Origin of the sequence: Aeromicrobium panaciterrae, from assembly GCF_039537165.1 — a bacterium.
Taxonomy (GTDB): domain Bacteria; phylum Actinomycetota; class Actinomycetes; order Propionibacteriales; family Nocardioidaceae; genus Aeromicrobium; species Aeromicrobium panaciterrae.
Genome location: NZ_BAAAZZ010000002.1, coordinates 3,276,717 through 3,291,633 on the forward strand (window position 1 = coordinate 3,276,717; position 14,917 = coordinate 3,291,633).

A 14,917-nucleotide genomic window follows, 5' to 3' on the forward strand; every position below is an offset into this window, starting at 1 on the left:
GCCGGTGACGACGACGAACTCCGACAGCTTGGTCAACGGTCCTCCAGGATCTCTCCGGTCGCGGTGTTGACGGCCGGTGCAGACTCGCCCGCTGCGAGTGCCTCCACGATGGATTGTGCCGTAGCCGGGCCGATGCCGGGCACAGTTGCGATCTCCTCTGCGCTGGCCTGTCGGAGCTTCTTGACCGAACCGAACGTCTTGATCAGCGCCTTGCGCCGTGTGGGACCGAGCCCGGCCACCGGATCGAGGATGCTGTCGATCATCGACTTGCTGCGCCGCTGGCGGTGGTGGGTGATGGCGAAGCGGTGCGCCTCGTCACGGATGCGCTGCAGGAGGTAGAGCCCTTCGCTGGTGCGGGGCATGATCACCGGGTCTGTGTCGTCGGGCAGCCACACCTCCTCCAGCCGCTTGGCCAGGCCGACCAGTGCGATGTCGGTGATGCCCAGCTCGGTCATCGCGGCCTTGGCGGCGGCGACCTGCGGTGGTCCGCCGTCGACCACGACCAACGATGGCGTGTAGGCGAAGCGCCTCGGCTTGCCGGTCTCGGGATCGACGCCGGGTCCTTCCTCATCGTTGCTCTCGCGGGCACGCAGCAGCTGGGTGAACCGCCGGGTGATGACCTCGTGCATCGCCGCCACATCGCTCTGTCCCTCGTTGCGTATCGTGAAGCGGCGATATTCGGACTTGCGCGGCAGCCCGTCCTCGAACACGACCATCGAGGCAACGGTCTCGGTGGCACCGAGGTTGGAGATGTCGTAGCACTCGATGCGCAGCGGAGCCATGGGAAGGCCGAGCGCCTCCTGGATCTCCTCCAACGCGAGGCTGCGTGCCGTCAGGTCGGACGACCGCTTGAGCTTGTGGCGCATCATCGACTGCTTGGCGTTCTGCTCCACCGTCGCCATGAGGGCGCGCTTGTCGCCGCGTCGTGGCACCTTGATCGACACCGGCCCACCGCGACGCTCGCTGAGCAGCTCGGTCACGACGCCGGCGTCCGACGGCAGCTCGGGCACCAGCACGTCGCGCGGAATCGCCGTCGGCGCCGCGTCCTCGTACAACGTCATCAGGGCGTTCTGCACGAGGTCGCTCATCGGCGCCTCGTCGGTCTTGTCGGCGACCCAGCCGCGCTGACCGCGGATGCGACCACCGCGTACGGAGAAGATCTGCACGGCGACCTCGAGCGGATCGTCGACGAAGCCCAGGACGTCGGCGTCGGTGCCGTCGCCGAGCACGACGGTCTGCTTCTCGAGGACGCGGTGGATCGCCGCGAGATCGTCACGCAGCTTGGCAGCCAGCTCGAACTCCTCGGCGTCGGAAGCCTCACGCATGCGCTTCTCGATGCGCTTGGTGAAGCCCGCGGTCTGGCCACCCATGAACGCGAGGAAGTCGTCGACGATCGCGCGGTGCTCGTCGGCGTCGACCCGGCCGACGCACGGTGCCGCACACTTGCCGATGTCACCCAGCAGGCAGGGACGGCCGATCGCCGCGGCACGGCGGAACACGCCTTGGGAGCACGACCTCATCGGGAAGACCCGGAGCAACGTGTCGACGGTGTCGCGGATCGCCCAGGCGTGCCCGTAGGGCCCGAAGTAGCGCACGCCCTTGCGCTGGGCTCCACGCATGACGGTGACCCGCGGGAACTCCTCGCCCACCGTCACGGCGAGCCACGGGTAGGACTTGTCGTCGCGGTACTTCACGTTGAAGCGCGGGTCGAACTCCTTGATCCAGGAGTACTCGAGCGCCAACGCCTCCACCTCGGTGTCGACGACCGTCCAGTCGACGGAACTCGCGGTGAGCACCATCTGCTGGGTGCGTTGATGGAGGTTGTTGAGGTCCTGGAAGTAGGAGCTCAGTCGCGGCCGGAGCGACTTGGCCTTGCCGACGTAGATGACCCGGCCGGCGTCGTCGCGGAACCGGTAGACACCCGGAGCGACAGGGATCTCCCCCTGGGCGGGTCGATAGCTTGCCGGGTCTGCCACGCCCCCAGCCTACGAGGTGACTACGACAGTCAGTGGGCGCCGCGGCGTCGCGGAATGACGTGCATGATCGCGACCACGACCGCACCCACAGCCGCGCCGACGACCGCCGACAGCGCCGTGTTGGTGAGCCAGCCGCCCACTGCACCGAAGCCGCCAAGCGCGTCGTGGACGTGATGCTCGAGGTCGTGCACCAGCTCGTACGGGCCATGCCAGCCGAGGTCGTCGACACCGACGAGCAGGATGTGCCCTCCAACCCACAGCATCGCGACGATGCCGACCGCAGAGATGGTGCCGAGCACCTTGGGCATCGCCCGGACGAGCCCCAGCCCGAACCGCTGCGAGACCGCTGACTTCCGCTGTGCGAGCGCGAGCCCGATGTCGTCCATCTTGACGATGACCGCGACGACGCCGTAGACCAGCACCGTGATCGCGACGGCCACGACCGCGAGGATCACCAGGCGGGACCAGAAGTTCTCGTCGGCGACCTCGTTCAGCGCGATCACCATGATCTCCGCCGAGAGGATGAAGTCAGTGCGGATGGCGCCGGAGACGAGCGTCGTCTCCTGCTCGGGCGTCAGATCGGTCGCCTGCGCCTCCTCGGCCTCCGGCGCGTGACCCGTGATGCGCTCGAAGATCTTCTCGGCGCCCTCGAAGCACAGATAGGTGCCGCCGACCATCAGCAGAGGTGTGAGCAGGTCGGGCAGGAACTCACTCAGCAGCAGGGCCGCCGGCAGGATGAACAGCAGCTTGTTGCGCAGGGAACCGATCGCGATCTTGCGAATCATCGGCAGCTCACGCTTGGCCGCGACACCCTGGACGTACTGCGGTGTCACGGCGGTGTCGTCGACGACGACGCCCGCGGCCTTGGCGCTCGCGCGGCCGGCTGCCGCCCCGACGTCATCGATGGAAGCCGCAGCGGTCTTGGCGAGCACTGCGATGTCGTCGAGCAGTGCAGCAAGTCCTCCAGCCATGCAAGAACCCTAGAGCAGAGGCTTGAGGAACGTGCCGGTGTGGCTCGCGGAGTTGCCGGCGATGTCCTCGGGGGTGCCCTCGGCGATCAGCAGTCCGCCGCCGCTGCCGCCTTCGGGGCCCATGTCGATGACCCAGTCGGCGGTCTTGATCACGTCGAGGTTGTGCTCAATCACGATCACCGAGTTGCCGGAGTCGACGATGCGGCCGAGCACGCCGAGGAGCTTGCGGATGTCTTCGAAGTGCAGGCCGGTGGTCGGTTCGTCGAGGACGTAGACCGTACGGCCGGTGGACCGCTTCTGGAGCTCCGCCGACAGCTTGACCCGCTGGGCCTCGCCGCCCGACAGCGTCGGTGCGGACTGACCGAGCCGTACGTATCCGAGGCCGACGTCGACCAGGGTGCGGAGGTGACGGGCGATCGCGGGAATGGCCTCGAAGAAGTCGACGGCCTCCTCGATCGGCATCTCGAGCACCTCGGCGATGGTCTTGCCTTTGTAGTGCACCTCGAGCGTCTCGCGGTTGTAGCGGGCGCCATGGCAGACCTCGCACGCGACGTAGACGTCGGGCAGGAAGTTCATCTCGATCTTGATCGTGCCGTCGCCTGCACATGCCTCGCAGCGACCGCCCTTGACGTTGAACGAGAAGCGGCCCTGCTGATAACCGCGCATCTTGGCCTCGGGCGTCTGCGCGAACAGCTTGCGGACGTGGTCGAAGACGCCGGTGTAGGTCGCCGGGTTGGAGCGCGGGGTGCGACCGATCGGCGACTGGTCGACGTGGATCACCTTGTCGACCTCGTCGAGCCCGCTGATCGACTTGTGACGGCCCGGGATCGTCCGGGCGCCATAGATCGTACGGGCGAGCTGCGTGTAGAGGATGTCGTTGACCAGCGTCGACTTGCCGGAGCCGGAAACGCCCGTGACGGCGACGAGCATGCCGAGCGGGAACGTGACGTCGATGTCCTGGAGGTTGTGCTCCTTGGCGCCGTGCACCGTGAGCTCGCGGCCCTTGACCCGCGGACGGCGGACCTCCGGCACCGGGATCGACATACGTCCCGAGAGGTACTTGCCGGTCATCGAGTCGTCGCTGTCGAGGAGCTCCTTGACCGTGCCGGAGACGATGACCTGTCCCCCGTGCTCGCCGGCACCGGGCCCGATGTCGACGGCCCAGTCGGCGGCACGGATCGTGTCTTCGTCGTGCTCGACGACGATCAGCGTGTTGCCGAGATCACGCAGGCGTATGAGGGTCTCGATGAGTCGGTGGTTGTCGCGCTGGTGGAGGCCGATCGATGGCTCGTCCAGCACGTAGAGCACTCCCACGAGCCCGGCGCCGATCTGCGTCGCCAGGCGGATGCGCTGGGCCTCTCCGCCCGACAGTGAGCCCGCGGCCCGGTCGAGTGCGAGGTAGTCGAGCCCCACGTCGAGCAGGAAGCGCAGGCGCTCGTTGATCTCCTTGAGCACGCGTTCGCCGATCTGGCGCTCGCGGTCGGTCATCTCGAGCGTCGCGAGGTAGGTCGCAGCCTCGGAGATCGACAGTGCGCAGACCTCGGCGATGTTCTTGGGGCCGAACTCCTCGGAATTGAGCTGTACGGCGAGGATCACCGGCTTGAGGCGGGTGCCGCCGCACGTGGGACACGGAACCTCACGCATGAAACCTTCGAGGCGCTCGCGGTTGGTCTCGGAGTCGGTTTCGTCGTGCCGGCGCTCGAGGTAGGTGATCGCACCTTCGAACGCGGTGTAGTAGGACCGCTCGCGGCCGTAGCGGTTCTTGTACTTGACGTGCACCTTGGTCGGGTGACCGTGCAGGACCGCGTTGCGCACGTTGTCGGGCAGGTCGCCCCACGGCGTGTCGGGGCTGAACTTCAGCTCTTGGGCCAGCGCACCGATGATGCGCGAGTAGTAGTCGGCGACGTGTGCCGATGACCACGGAGAGACCGCGCCCTCGTTGAGCGTCTTGCTCTCATCGGGCACGACCAGCTCGGGGTCGACCTCCATGCGGGTGCCGAGGCCATGGCACTCGGGGCAGGCACCGAACGGGGCGTTGAACGAGAACGACCGGGGCTCGAGCTCGTCGACGGCGAGCGGGTGGTCGTTGGGGCAGGCGAGCTTCTCGGAGAAGCGTCGCGTGCGGTTGGGGTCGTCGGCATCGAGGTCGACGAAGTCGACGATGACGAGCCCGTCGGCGAGATTGAGCGCGGTCTCGACGGACTCGGTCAGGCGCTGCTGCATCGTGTCCTTGACCTGGAGCCGGTCGACCACGACGTCGATCGTGTGCTTCTTCTGCTTCTCGAGCTTGGGCGGCTCGTCGGCCAGCATGTGCAGCTCGCCGTCGACGATGGTGCGGCTGAAACCTTGGGCCTGCAGCTGGCGGAACAGTTCCCCGTACTCACCCTTGCGACCGCGGATCACGGGTGCCAGCACCTGGAACCTGGTGCCCTCGTCGCCGGCCATGATGCGGTCGACGATCTGCTGCGGGGTCTGGCGGGCGATCGGCTCGCCGCACTCGGGGCAGTGCGGCCGGCCGGCACGGGCGTAGAGGAGACGGAGGTAGTCGTAGACCTCGGTGATGGTGCCGACCGTGGATCGTGGGTTGCGGCTCGTGGACTTCTGGTCGATCGACACCGCCGGTGACAAGCCCTCGATGAAGTCGACGTCGGGTTTGTCCATCTGGCCCAGGAACTGGCGCGCGTAGGCGGACAACGACTCGACGTAGCGGCGCTGGCCCTCGGCGAAGATCGTGTCGAACGCCAACGACGACTTGCCGGAGCCGGACAGGCCCGTGAACACGATGAGCGAGTCTCTGGGGAGGTCGAGGGAGACATCCTTGAGGTTGTGCTCTCGTGCGCCGCGGATGACGAGGCGGTCGGTCACTTGTTCCCCTGGAAGGATCGAGATTTGAGCGGTCTGCTGACGCGCTCCATCGTAACGACGGCCCCTGACAGAAACATTCCAACGGCGCCACGCCCAAGCCCGGAGCGACGGACCGCGCACCTGTCGGCGCTCGCGAAAGGTGCAGGACTCACCGCTCAGGCAGAGCTGCTCGTATGCTCACTGCATGACGTACACGGGTGAGGTCGAGGTCGGCGGTCCAGCGGATGTCCAGCACGCGGGAGACCTGCAGATCACCAAGGTCGCGGTCGGCGGCATGTCCAACAACGCCTACCTGCTGAAGTGCAACCTCACCGGCGAACACGTGCTCATCGATGCGGCCGACGAGGCGGACACCTTGCTCTCGCTGATCGGTGACGCCGGCCTGGCGCGGGTCCTCACGACGCACCAGCACTTCGATCACTGGCAGGCACTCGAGGCCGTCGTCGGGGCCACCGGCGCGGAGACCGTCGCGGGCGAGGACGACGCCGATGAGCTGCCGGTGCCGGTGGACGTACGGGTGCAGACCGGCGCTCGCGTGCGGGTCGGCTCCTGCGAGCTGGAGGTCATCGGCCTCGTCGGGCACACTCCGGGCTCGATCGCCCTCGCGTACGACGACCCCGATGGCATCGTCCACCTGTTCACGGGCGACTCGCTGTTCCCGGGTGGAGTCGGCAACACGTTCGGCGATGCCGACGCCTTCGTCAGCCTGATCAACGACGTCGAGGCCAAGCTGTTCGACCGCTTCCCGGACGACACGCACTTCTACCCGGGCCACGGCAATGACTCGACCCTCGGCGCCGAGCGCCCCCACCTCGCCGAGTGGCGGGAGCGGGGCTGGTGAGCTCATGAACGCCGACGGCGTGGACCTGCTCTTCTCGGTGTTCAACACCGCGCTGTTCATGGCAGTGGCCGTCGTGAGCTTCCGACGAAGCCATCTGCTGAGCCGCTACCCGATCTGGCGAAGCGTGCTGATCGGAGTCATCGCTGGCACGTGGTGGATCGTCTGGATGATTGTGTCGTGGGTCAACCGTGATCAGATCAAGCGCGAGTGGGCCATGTACCGCGCGGAGCGCGCACCCTCTGCGGTCTGACTTCGACTGGCACATTCGTCGCCAGCGCCTAGCGTCGGGCACATGAGGTCCCTCGCCGTCGCGGTGCTGCTCACGCTGGCCGCGTGCGGATCCGACAGCTCCGACACCTCGAACGAACCGACGGCTGCGGAGCTGCAGCAGCAGACCTGCACCGAGGTCCGGAAGGGCATCGACGCGTTCAACCGGCAAGACTACGAAGAGACCGTTCGCCACTTCGAGAAGGCCAAGAAGCCGGCCAAGGTCAACGCCCAGGTCAACACTGAACCTGAGGCCGACGCACTGCTCGACGCCGTCGAGTACTACGCCAACCTCGACCCCGCCGACTACCCGGAGGCCGCACGCTCGTCGGAGAACTTCGCGCGCAACAAGGTGATCACCCTGGGCCAATGCACCGACGGGCTACCGATGGACGAGCAGGACAACGAGATCCAGACCTAGAAGGTGACCGGCAGCTCGTCGACGCCGTAGACGAACGACAGCTGCCGGAAGCTCAGCTCCTCCTGGGGCTTCGCGAGGGCGAGGTCCGGGAACCGCTGGAACAGCCTGGGCAGGGCGATACGGAGCTCCATGCGGGCCAGCTCGGCACCGATGCAGCGGTGGATGCCGTGACCGAACGCGAGGTGGCCGCTCTCGGGAACGCGGAACGGGTCGAACTCCTCGGGACGCTCCCCCACGACCTTCGGGTCGCGGTTGGCGCCACTCAGCGACGCGAGGACGACATCACCGGCCTTGATCTTCTTGCCGAACAGCAGCATGTCCTGCTTGGCGAAGCGCGGGAACGCCACCTGCACGACGGAAAGGTAACGGAGCAGCTCCTCCACCACCCGGTCGACGTCGTCCTTGGAGCCGTTGCGGATCATGTCGGCGTACGCGGGGTCTCGCAACAGGACGATCGTGCCGAGCGCGATCATGCCCGCCGTGGTCTCGAAGCCGCCGGTGAAGACACCATCAGCAAGCCCGGCGAGGTCGACATCGGAGATCATGTCGCCCTCATCGAGCAGGATCTGCCCGATCAGTCCGGGCCCCGGCTCCTTGCGCTGCTTGGCGACGGTGGCGAACAGGAACTCGCGCTGCTCCGAGACCGCACCGAATGCGGCAGCTCCTCCATTGGTGGCGTCGAAACGCGCGCTGCCGAGCTTCTCGAACGCGTCGCGGTCCTCGAAGTCGAGGCCGAGCAACGCGCAGATCGTCTGGAACGGGACGGGAAATGCCACATGCTTCGCCAGGTCGGCACCGGACCCCTCGGCCTCCAGCGCATCGAGCCGGGCGTCGACGATCTCCTTGATCATCGGCTCGAGCCGGGCCAGGCGGCGCATCGTGAATTCCGGCGTGACGATCTTGCGCAGCCGCGTGTGCAGCGGTGGATCGGTGAAGCCCAGGCCGCCGATGTCGTCGGACGTCGCCGGTCCGTCGCCGTGGAACATGTGCCGGATGTCGTTGGAGTAGGAATCGCGATCCGTCAGGATCCGGCGCGACTCCTCGTAGCCGGTGACGAGGTAGATGTTGAAGTCGAACGGCAGGTCGAGGCGGTGCATCGGCGTCGTCTCGCGGATCTCGGCAATGCGGGGCACCGGATCGAGGCCCGTACGCTGCAGCGGCACCTTGGTGGCCTCTGGAATGAAGGACAGGCGTGACAGGTCGATGCCCTTCTTCTGGATGCGGCGCACGACCAGCGCGCGGACCCATCCTGAGACTCGAGACTTCACCTGCAACACGGTGACGAAACTACACTGAGCGGTTGCGACCGTGGGTCAGCCGGTGAAAGGTGGGGGCAAAGACGCGGGGTGGCCCGCGTCCTCTCAGGGGGTTTCGCGCATGAGTGTTGGCACGACACAAGATCCACAACCGACCGAGCTCCGGCGGGTCATGGGGCCCAAGCTTCTCCTGCTGTTCATCGTCGGCGACATCCTCGGTACGGGCGTCTATGCGCTCACCGGCCAGGTGGCCGCCGAAGTGGGTGGCGCTGCGTGGCTGCCGTTCCTGGTGGCGTTCATCGTCGCCCTGCTCACGGCGTTCTCCTACCTCGAGCTGGTCACGAAGTACCCGCAGGCCGCGGGGGCCGCGTTGTACGTCCACAAGGCGTTCGGCGTGCACTTCTTCACTTTCATCGTCGCCTTCGCCGTCATGTGCTCCGGCATCACGTCGGCGTCGACGGCGTCACGCGCCTTCGCCTCCAACCTGGCAACCGGAATCGAGTGGGAGGCGTCCAACAGCCAGATCATGCTGATCGCGCTCGCGTTCATGGCTCTTGTCGCAGCCGTCAACTTCCGCGGTGCGAGCGAGAGCGTCCGGGCCAACGTGGTGCTGACCCTGGTCGAGCTGTCCGGCCTGGTCATCGTGATCCTGATCGGCTTCTACGCGATCGGCGATGCCTACTTCAGTCGCGCCGTCGCGTTCGACACCCCCGACGACAAGAACGTGTTCCTCGCCATCACCACCGCGACCTCTCTCGCATTCTTCGCAATGGTCGGCTTCGAGGACTCCGTCAACATGGCCGAGGAGTGCCACGAGCCCCACCGCATTTTTCCCAGGATGATGCTGACGGGCCTGGGCATCACCGGCGTCATCTACATCCTCGTGTCGATCTTCGCCGTCGGTCTGGTCCCCGTCGGAGAGCTCGCCTCCAGCGACACCCCACTCGTCGAGGTGGTGAAGGCCGGCGCTCCGGACTTCCCGATGGACAAGATCCTGCCGTTCATCTCGATGTTCGCGGTGGCCAACTCCGCCCTGATCAACATGATGATGGCGAGTCGTCTGCTCTACGGCATGTCGCGCCAGGGCGTCCTGCCTGCGGCGTTGTCGAAGGTGCACCCGACCAACCGCACTCCGTGGGCCGCGATCCTGTTCACCACGGCCCTCGCGTTCGGCCTGATCGCGTACGTCTCGAATGCGAGCGACGACGCGATCGCCGTGCTCGGCGGTACGACGTCGCTGCTGCTGCTCGGCGTGTTCGCGGTCGTCAACGTCGCCGTGCTGGTGCTGCGCCACGACCGGGTCGAGCACGAGCACTTCCGTACGCGCACCGCAATTGCCGCCCTTGGCGCGTTCACCTGTCTCTACCTCGTGACCCCGCTGTCAGGACGCGACGGCGAGCAGTACGAGGTCGCCGGCATCCTCCTGGGCATCGGCCTGATCCTCTCCGTGCCGATCTACCTCCTGCGTCGGGGCCAGGGCGATGACCTGCAGATCACCAACCCGGAGGACATCCCGCCGCACGAGATCGACTAACCCTGGCTCTGGGCGTTGCGCTCGCGACGACTCGACACCGTGAGGCTGACGACCGCGGTGATCGAGAGGGTCGCGACGATGACACCCAGACTCAGCAACGTGGGGATCTCGGGCACGTCGAAGTGCTCGCCGCCATTGAGGAACGGCAGCTCATTGGTGTGCAGCGCGTGCAGCACCAGCTTGACGCCGATGAACGCCAGCAGGACGGCAAGGCCCTGCGACAGGTAGATGAGCTTCTTGAGCAGGTCGCCCAGCAGGAAGTAGAGCTGGCGCAGTCCCATCAGCGCGAAGACATTGGCCGTGAACACGAGGTACGGCTCCTTGGTGAGGCCGTAGATCGCCGGGATCGAGTCGAGCGCGAACAGCAGGTCGGTCGTGCCGAGCGACAGGATGACCAAGAACATCGGCGTGATGAAGGTCTTCTTGTTCTCCTTGATGAAGAGCTTGAGACCGTGCCACTCGTCCTTGACGTTCATGTAGCGACGCGCGAACCGTACGACTGCGTTCTCGCCGTCGTCGTCGTGCTCGGTGTCCTTGACCAGTGTCCACGCAGTCCAGAGAAGGAACGCACCGAAGATGTAGAAGATCCACGAGAAGTTGTTGATCGCCACGGCGCCGAGCGCGATGAAGATGCCGCGGAAGATGAGAGCGATGATGATGCCGACCAGCAAGGCCTCCTGCTGCAGCTTCCTCGGCACCTTGAAGCTCGCCATGATGATCAGGAAGATGAACAGGTTGTCGATCGACAGGCTGTACTCCGTGAGCCATCCGGCGAAGAACTGCAGTCCGAAGTCACCGCCCTTCTCGTTGACGTCGTGGTGCACCGTGACCCAGATGCCGAACGCGATCGCGAGACCGACGTAGCCGGCCAGATAGACCGCGCACTCCTTGAGCGTGGGCTCGTGCGGCTTGCGCGCCACGATGATGACGTCGAACAAGAGCACGGCGACGGTGACGGCGATCGTCACGATCCACTCGGTCTGGGAGACCGACATGCTCACGGTGTCGGCTACAGGTGATGCAAGATGCATAGAGTCCTCCGGTCAGAGCCGGAGGTCTCTTCCGCCGCCTGAGGCGGCCCACAGCACCGGGTGACTGCTGGGAACCACCGTGATGACGACGCTGCGATCGGGGAATACTCCCCTCCGCGACACATTGTTGCAGCAGGCTGTTCAGAGTGCTTCGTCGACCGCGCTGATCTCGAACCAGAGTGAACGCGGCCACAGCCCATCCGGCTGCAGAGCAGGATGGGCGAACGCATCGGGCGGCGCACTCTGGGGCTCGACACACACCGTTTCGGCCGGTTGGTCATAGACGACCCACCACGGACTCGACGACGACAAGCTGACCTCGAGAGCTCCAGGCCAGTTGAGTACGGGCGAACCGGCGACCTTGAAGCAGTCATCCCACGGACCCGACGATGGTTGGACCAGCCGACCGGTCGGCAACGCGTCGGTTCCGCGCTCAACCATCGCCGTCGGCTCGAACCTCAGGTCGACGTCACCTCCGACGTCAAGGCGACGACGAAACCACGGGTGCAGGCCTATCGAGCACGGAGCGTCCGTACCGTCGTCCCAGCTCAACGTCGTGCGTAGTCCGTTCGACCGCAGCTCGTACTGGAGCGTCGCCACTCCCGACGTGGGCCAGGGTGCACCCATCTCGCAGGCGTACGAGGCATCGTCCACGCGATCCCACGCCACGTTGCGACCGAGTCCGTGAATCGCGTTGCCGTCCGTGGACAGCGGAAGCTGGTGCGTGATGCCGTTGAGCGTCAAGCGCCCGTCCCGGATGCGGCCCGCCCACGGAACCATCGGGAAGCTGCCGTCAGTGTCGAGGAGCTCATGGCCGTCGATGACCAAGGACGTGAGCCGGGCACCACGCGAGGGATCGATTGCAGCCTGGACGCGGCCATTGTCGAGGACGTCAGTCACGCGACCAGCATGGCAGTGCGGCCTAGACGCCTGCCTGGAGCATGCTCCGGAGCTCCTTCTTGAGATCACCGATCTCGTCGCGCAACCGCGCCGCAACCTCGAACTGCAGCTCGGCAGCTGCGGCACGCATCTGCTCGCTGAGCTGCTCGATCAGGTCGGCCAGCTCGCCTGACGGGAGGTTGGCGAGATCGGCCGTGTGGCTGCCGAGCGGGACCGGTGCACCCCTGCGTCGATGATCTCCCGTCGCGGCGAGGAGCTTCTCGGTGTCGGCGTCCTCGCGGGCCAGCATGTCGGTGATGTCGCCGATCTTCTTGCGAAGCGGAGTCGGGTCGATGTTGTTGGCGGTGTTGTAGGCGACCTGCTTGGCGCGGCGACGGTTGGTCTCCTCGATCGCCGTCTCCATCGAGTCGGTGATGCGGTCGGCGTACATGATGACCTGACCGGACACGTTGCGTGCTGCACGTCCGATCGTCTGGATCAGGGAGCGACCCGAGCGCAGGAAGCCCTCCTTGTCGGCGTCGAGGATCGCCACGAGGCTCACCTCGGGCAGGTCGAGCCCCTCACGCAGCAAGTTGATGCCCACGAGGACGTCGAACTCACCCATGCGCAGCTCACGGAGCAGCTCGACCCGTCGCAACGTGTCGACCTCGCTGTGGAGGTAGCGCGTGCGGATGCCGGCTTCGAGGAGGTAGTCGGTGAGGTCTTCGGACATCTTCTTGGTCAGCGTCGTCACGAGCACACGCTCGTCACGTTCGACGCGCAGTCGGATCTGGCTGATCAGGTCGTCGATCTGTCCCTTGGTCGGCTTGACGATGACCTCGGGGTCGATGAGTCCGGTCGGGCGGATGATCTGCTCGACGACGTCGTCCTTGACCTTGTCCATCTCGTACGTCCCGGGCGTCGCCGAGAGGTAGACGGTCTGGCCGATCCGGTCGAGGAACTCGTTCCACTTGAGCGGGCGGTTGTCCATGGCACTCGGCAGCCGGAAGCCGTGCTCGACCAGCGATCGCTTGCGGGACATGTCGCCTTCGTACATCGCCCCGATCTGCGGGATCGTCACGTGCGACTCATCGACCACGAGCACGAAGTCCTCGGGGAAGTAGTCGAGCAGGCAGTTGGGTGCCGAGCCGGCGACGCGCCCGTCCATGTGGCGCGAGTAGTTTTCGATGCCGGCGCAGGTGCCGATCTGCTCCATCATCTCGAGGTCGTAGGTCGTGCGCATGCGCAGTCGCTGCGCCTCGAGCAGCTTGCCCTCGCCCTCGAGCTCGGCGAGCCGCTCCTCGAGCTCGATGCCGATCGTCTTGATGGCACGCTTCATCACGTCGTTGCCGGCCGCGTAGTGCGTTGCTGCGCCCACGAACAGCTCCTGGTCGTCGCTGAGGACCTCGCCGGTCAGCGGGTGGAGCGTCATGAGCCGCTCGATCTCGTCGCCGAAGAACTCCACGCGTACGGCCATCTCCTGGTAGACCGGGAAGATCTCGACCGTGTCGCCCTTGACCCGGAACGTGCCCCTGGTCGACGCGACGTCGTTGCGCACGTATTGGGCCTGCACGAGCGTACGGAGCAGCTGCTCGCGTGGAAGCTGCTCGCCGACCTTGAAGCCGATCATGCGGTTGAGGTATTCCTGCGCCGAGCCGAGACCGTAGATGCATGACACCGAGGCGACCACGATGACGTCACGTCGAGTCAGCAGCGACCAGGTCGCCGAGTGACGCAGCCGCTCGACCTCCTCGTTGACCGACGAGTCCTTCTCGATGTAGGTGTCGCTCTGCGCGATGTAGGCCTCAGGCTGGTAGTAGTCGTAGTAGGAGACGAAGTATTCGACCGCATTGTTGGGGAACAGGTCGCGCAGCTCGGTCGCGAACTGCGACGCAAGGGTCTTGTTGGGCATGATCACCAAGGTCGGGCGTTGCAGACGCTCGGTGAGCCAGGCGACCGTCGCGGTCTTGCCCGTGCCCGTGGCGCCCATGAGGACGACATCCTTCTCGCCGGCGCTGATGCGACGCTCGAGATCATCGATCGCAGCCGGCTGATCTCCACCGGGAGAGAAGTCGGAGACGACCTCGAATGGCGCCACCTGGCGACGCAGCTCAGACACGGACCTCATAGTCATCGAGCGTACGTGGTGGGTCGGACAAAGTCGGCCCACCGACCTCTACGATGGCCTTCATGCCTGCCACGGAACGCCGCGCAGAGCGCAAGCGCGAGATCCTCGACGCCACACGAGCGCTTTTCGACGAACGCGGTGTCCGCGACGCGCAGATCGAGGACGTCGCCCGTGCGGTCGGCATCAACCGGGCCATCATCTATCGGCACTTCTCCGGCAAGGAGGAGCTGTTCGCGATGACGCTGGTCGACTATCTCGGCGAGCTCGACCAGGTCCTGGCAGCAGCCGATGACCCTGACGCTCCCCCGGCGGAGCGCCTCGCGGTGATCACCGACGCGTTCCTCGACTTCGGCGCGCGACTCCCGGCGTTCGTCGACTGTGCCCAGGCGTTGCTGCGCCGGCGCGGCGACGAGCTGATGGAGGAAGTCAGCGAATCGGTGATGCTCAAGCTCGGCGTCGGCATGACGTCGTGCCTGTCACATGTCGTACGAGTGCTCGAGGCCGGTGCGGCGACGGGAGAGTTCCACGTACGCGACCCGTACCTCCTGGCCAACATCTTCTACACCCAGGCGTTGGGTGTGCTCAACCTCGCGACGCTCCAGCTGTCGGTGCGTGGTGAGAACCCCGGCCTCCCGGCCGTCGATGCCGTGCCGTTCGACGAGGTCAAGACCTACCTGCAGCGCGGCGCCGTCGCGATGGCACGCGGCGACGCCAACCCCCGCGATTTGTGACCTTTACAGCGTGACAA

General features: G+C 66.0%; 12 protein-coding genes. 5 read left to right on the forward strand and 7 right to left on the reverse strand.

Features of this window, described 5'->3' with window-relative positions:
• Positions 1-32: 32 nt before the first annotated feature.
• From uvrC to uvrA, 3 genes are read right to left on the reverse strand one after another with little or no spacing between them, the layout of a single operon-like run.
• Complete coding sequence (uvrC, locus tag ABD683_RS17110) at positions 33-1,976, reverse strand: excinuclease ABC subunit UvrC (protein WP_344771276.1); 1,944 nt, start codon at positions 1,974-1,976, stop codon at positions 33-35.
• Positions 1,977-2,005: 29 nt separating this feature from the next.
• Positions 2,006-2,947: a DUF808 domain-containing protein gene (locus ABD683_RS17115; RefSeq protein WP_344771277.1), complete on the reverse strand. Its 942-nt coding sequence runs from the start codon at positions 2,945-2,947 to the stop codon at positions 2,006-2,008.
• A gap of 9 nt (positions 2,948-2,956) precedes the next feature.
• Complete coding sequence (gene uvrA, locus ABD683_RS17120; protein WP_344771278.1) at positions 2,957-5,812, reverse strand: excinuclease ABC subunit UvrA; 2,856 nt, start codon at positions 5,810-5,812, stop codon at positions 2,957-2,959.
• Positions 5,813-5,996: 184 nt separating this feature from the next.
• Between uvrA and ABD683_RS17125 the strand changes: the two genes are divergently transcribed.
• The 3 genes from ABD683_RS17125 to ABD683_RS17135 are packed head-to-tail and all read left to right on the forward strand — an operon-like array spanning position 5,997 to position 7,341.
• Entirely contained in the window at positions 5,997-6,653 is a 657-nt protein-coding gene (locus tag ABD683_RS17125) for an MBL fold metallo-hydrolase (protein WP_344771279.1), read from the forward strand.
• 4 nt (positions 6,654-6,657) lie between these two features.
• Positions 6,658-6,903, forward strand: coding sequence for a hypothetical protein (locus ABD683_RS17130; RefSeq protein ID WP_344771280.1), 246 nt, complete (start codon positions 6,658-6,660; stop codon positions 6,901-6,903).
• A gap of 42 nt (positions 6,904-6,945) precedes the next feature.
• A complete protein-coding gene (locus tag ABD683_RS17135) occupies positions 6,946-7,341 on the forward strand; it encodes an outer membrane protein assembly factor BamD (protein ID WP_344771281.1) in 396 nt (131 codons plus the stop codon).
• Here the strand turns inward: ABD683_RS17135 and ABD683_RS17140 are convergent.
• A complete protein-coding gene (locus ABD683_RS17140) occupies positions 7,338-8,609 on the reverse strand; it encodes a cytochrome P450 (protein ID WP_344771282.1) in 1,272 nt (423 codons plus the stop codon). The two genes, ABD683_RS17135 and ABD683_RS17140, sit on opposite strands and share 4 nt — an antisense overlap.
• Positions 8,610-8,718: 109 nt before the next feature.
• Here ABD683_RS17140 and ABD683_RS17145 point away from each other — a divergent pair, with 109 nt between their 5' ends.
• Positions 8,719-10,131, forward strand: coding sequence for an APC family permease (locus tag ABD683_RS17145; RefSeq protein WP_344771283.1), 1,413 nt, complete (start codon positions 8,719-8,721; stop codon positions 10,129-10,131).
• Here the strand turns inward: ABD683_RS17145 and ABD683_RS17150 are convergent.
• From ABD683_RS17150 to uvrB, 3 genes are all read right to left on the reverse strand, one after another.
• Entirely contained in the window at positions 10,128-11,126 is a 999-nt protein-coding gene (locus ABD683_RS17150; protein ID WP_344771284.1) for a TerC family protein, read from the reverse strand. The two genes, ABD683_RS17145 and ABD683_RS17150, sit on opposite strands and share 4 nt — an antisense overlap.
• 177 nt (positions 11,127-11,303) lie before the next feature.
• A complete protein-coding gene (locus ABD683_RS17155) occupies positions 11,304-12,062 on the reverse strand; it encodes an aldose 1-epimerase (protein ID WP_344771285.1) in 759 nt (252 codons plus the stop codon).
• A gap of 22 nt (positions 12,063-12,084) precedes the next feature.
• The gene (gene uvrB, locus ABD683_RS17160) at positions 12,085-14,169 is read right to left on the reverse strand and encodes an excinuclease ABC subunit UvrB (protein ID WP_344771286.1); all 2,085 of its coding nucleotides are present in this window, start codon (positions 14,167-14,169) and stop codon (positions 12,085-12,087) included.
• Between the two features lie 62 nt (positions 14,170-14,231).
• Between uvrB and ABD683_RS17165 the strand changes: the two genes are divergently transcribed.
• On the forward strand, positions 14,232-14,900 hold the full coding sequence (locus ABD683_RS17165; RefSeq protein WP_344771287.1) for a TetR/AcrR family transcriptional regulator: 669 nt from the start codon (positions 14,232-14,234) through the stop codon (positions 14,898-14,900).
• Positions 14,901-14,917 lie beyond the last annotated feature (17 nt).

Excerpts from the sequence above, each read along its gene's own strand:
- ABD683_RS17115 (WP_344771277.1), bottom strand. The coding sequence starts at position 2,947 with ATGGCTGGAGGACTTGCTGCACTGCTCGACGACATCGCAGTGCTCGCC.
- ABD683_RS17125 (WP_344771279.1), top strand. The coding sequence starts at position 5,997 with ATGACGTACACGGGTGAGGTCGAGGTCGGCGGTCCAGCGGATGTCCAG.
- ABD683_RS17130 (WP_344771280.1), top strand. The coding sequence starts at position 6,658 with ATGAACGCCGACGGCGTGGACCTGCTCTTCTCGGTGTTCAACACCGCG.
- ABD683_RS17135 (WP_344771281.1), top strand. The coding sequence starts at position 6,946 with ATGAGGTCCCTCGCCGTCGCGGTGCTGCTCACGCTGGCCGCGTGCGGA.
- ABD683_RS17145 (WP_344771283.1), top strand. The coding sequence starts at position 8,719 with ATGAGTGTTGGCACGACACAAGATCCACAACCGACCGAGCTCCGGCGG.
- ABD683_RS17150 (WP_344771284.1), bottom strand. The coding sequence starts at position 11,126 with ATGTCGGTCTCCCAGACCGAGTGGATCGTGACGATCGCCGTCACCGTC.
- uvrB (WP_344771286.1), bottom strand. The coding sequence starts at position 14,169 with ATGAGGTCCGTGTCTGAGCTGCGTCGCCAGGTGGCGCCATTCGAGGTC.
- ABD683_RS17165 (WP_344771287.1), top strand. The coding sequence starts at position 14,232 with ATGCCTGCCACGGAACGCCGCGCAGAGCGCAAGCGCGAGATCCTCGAC.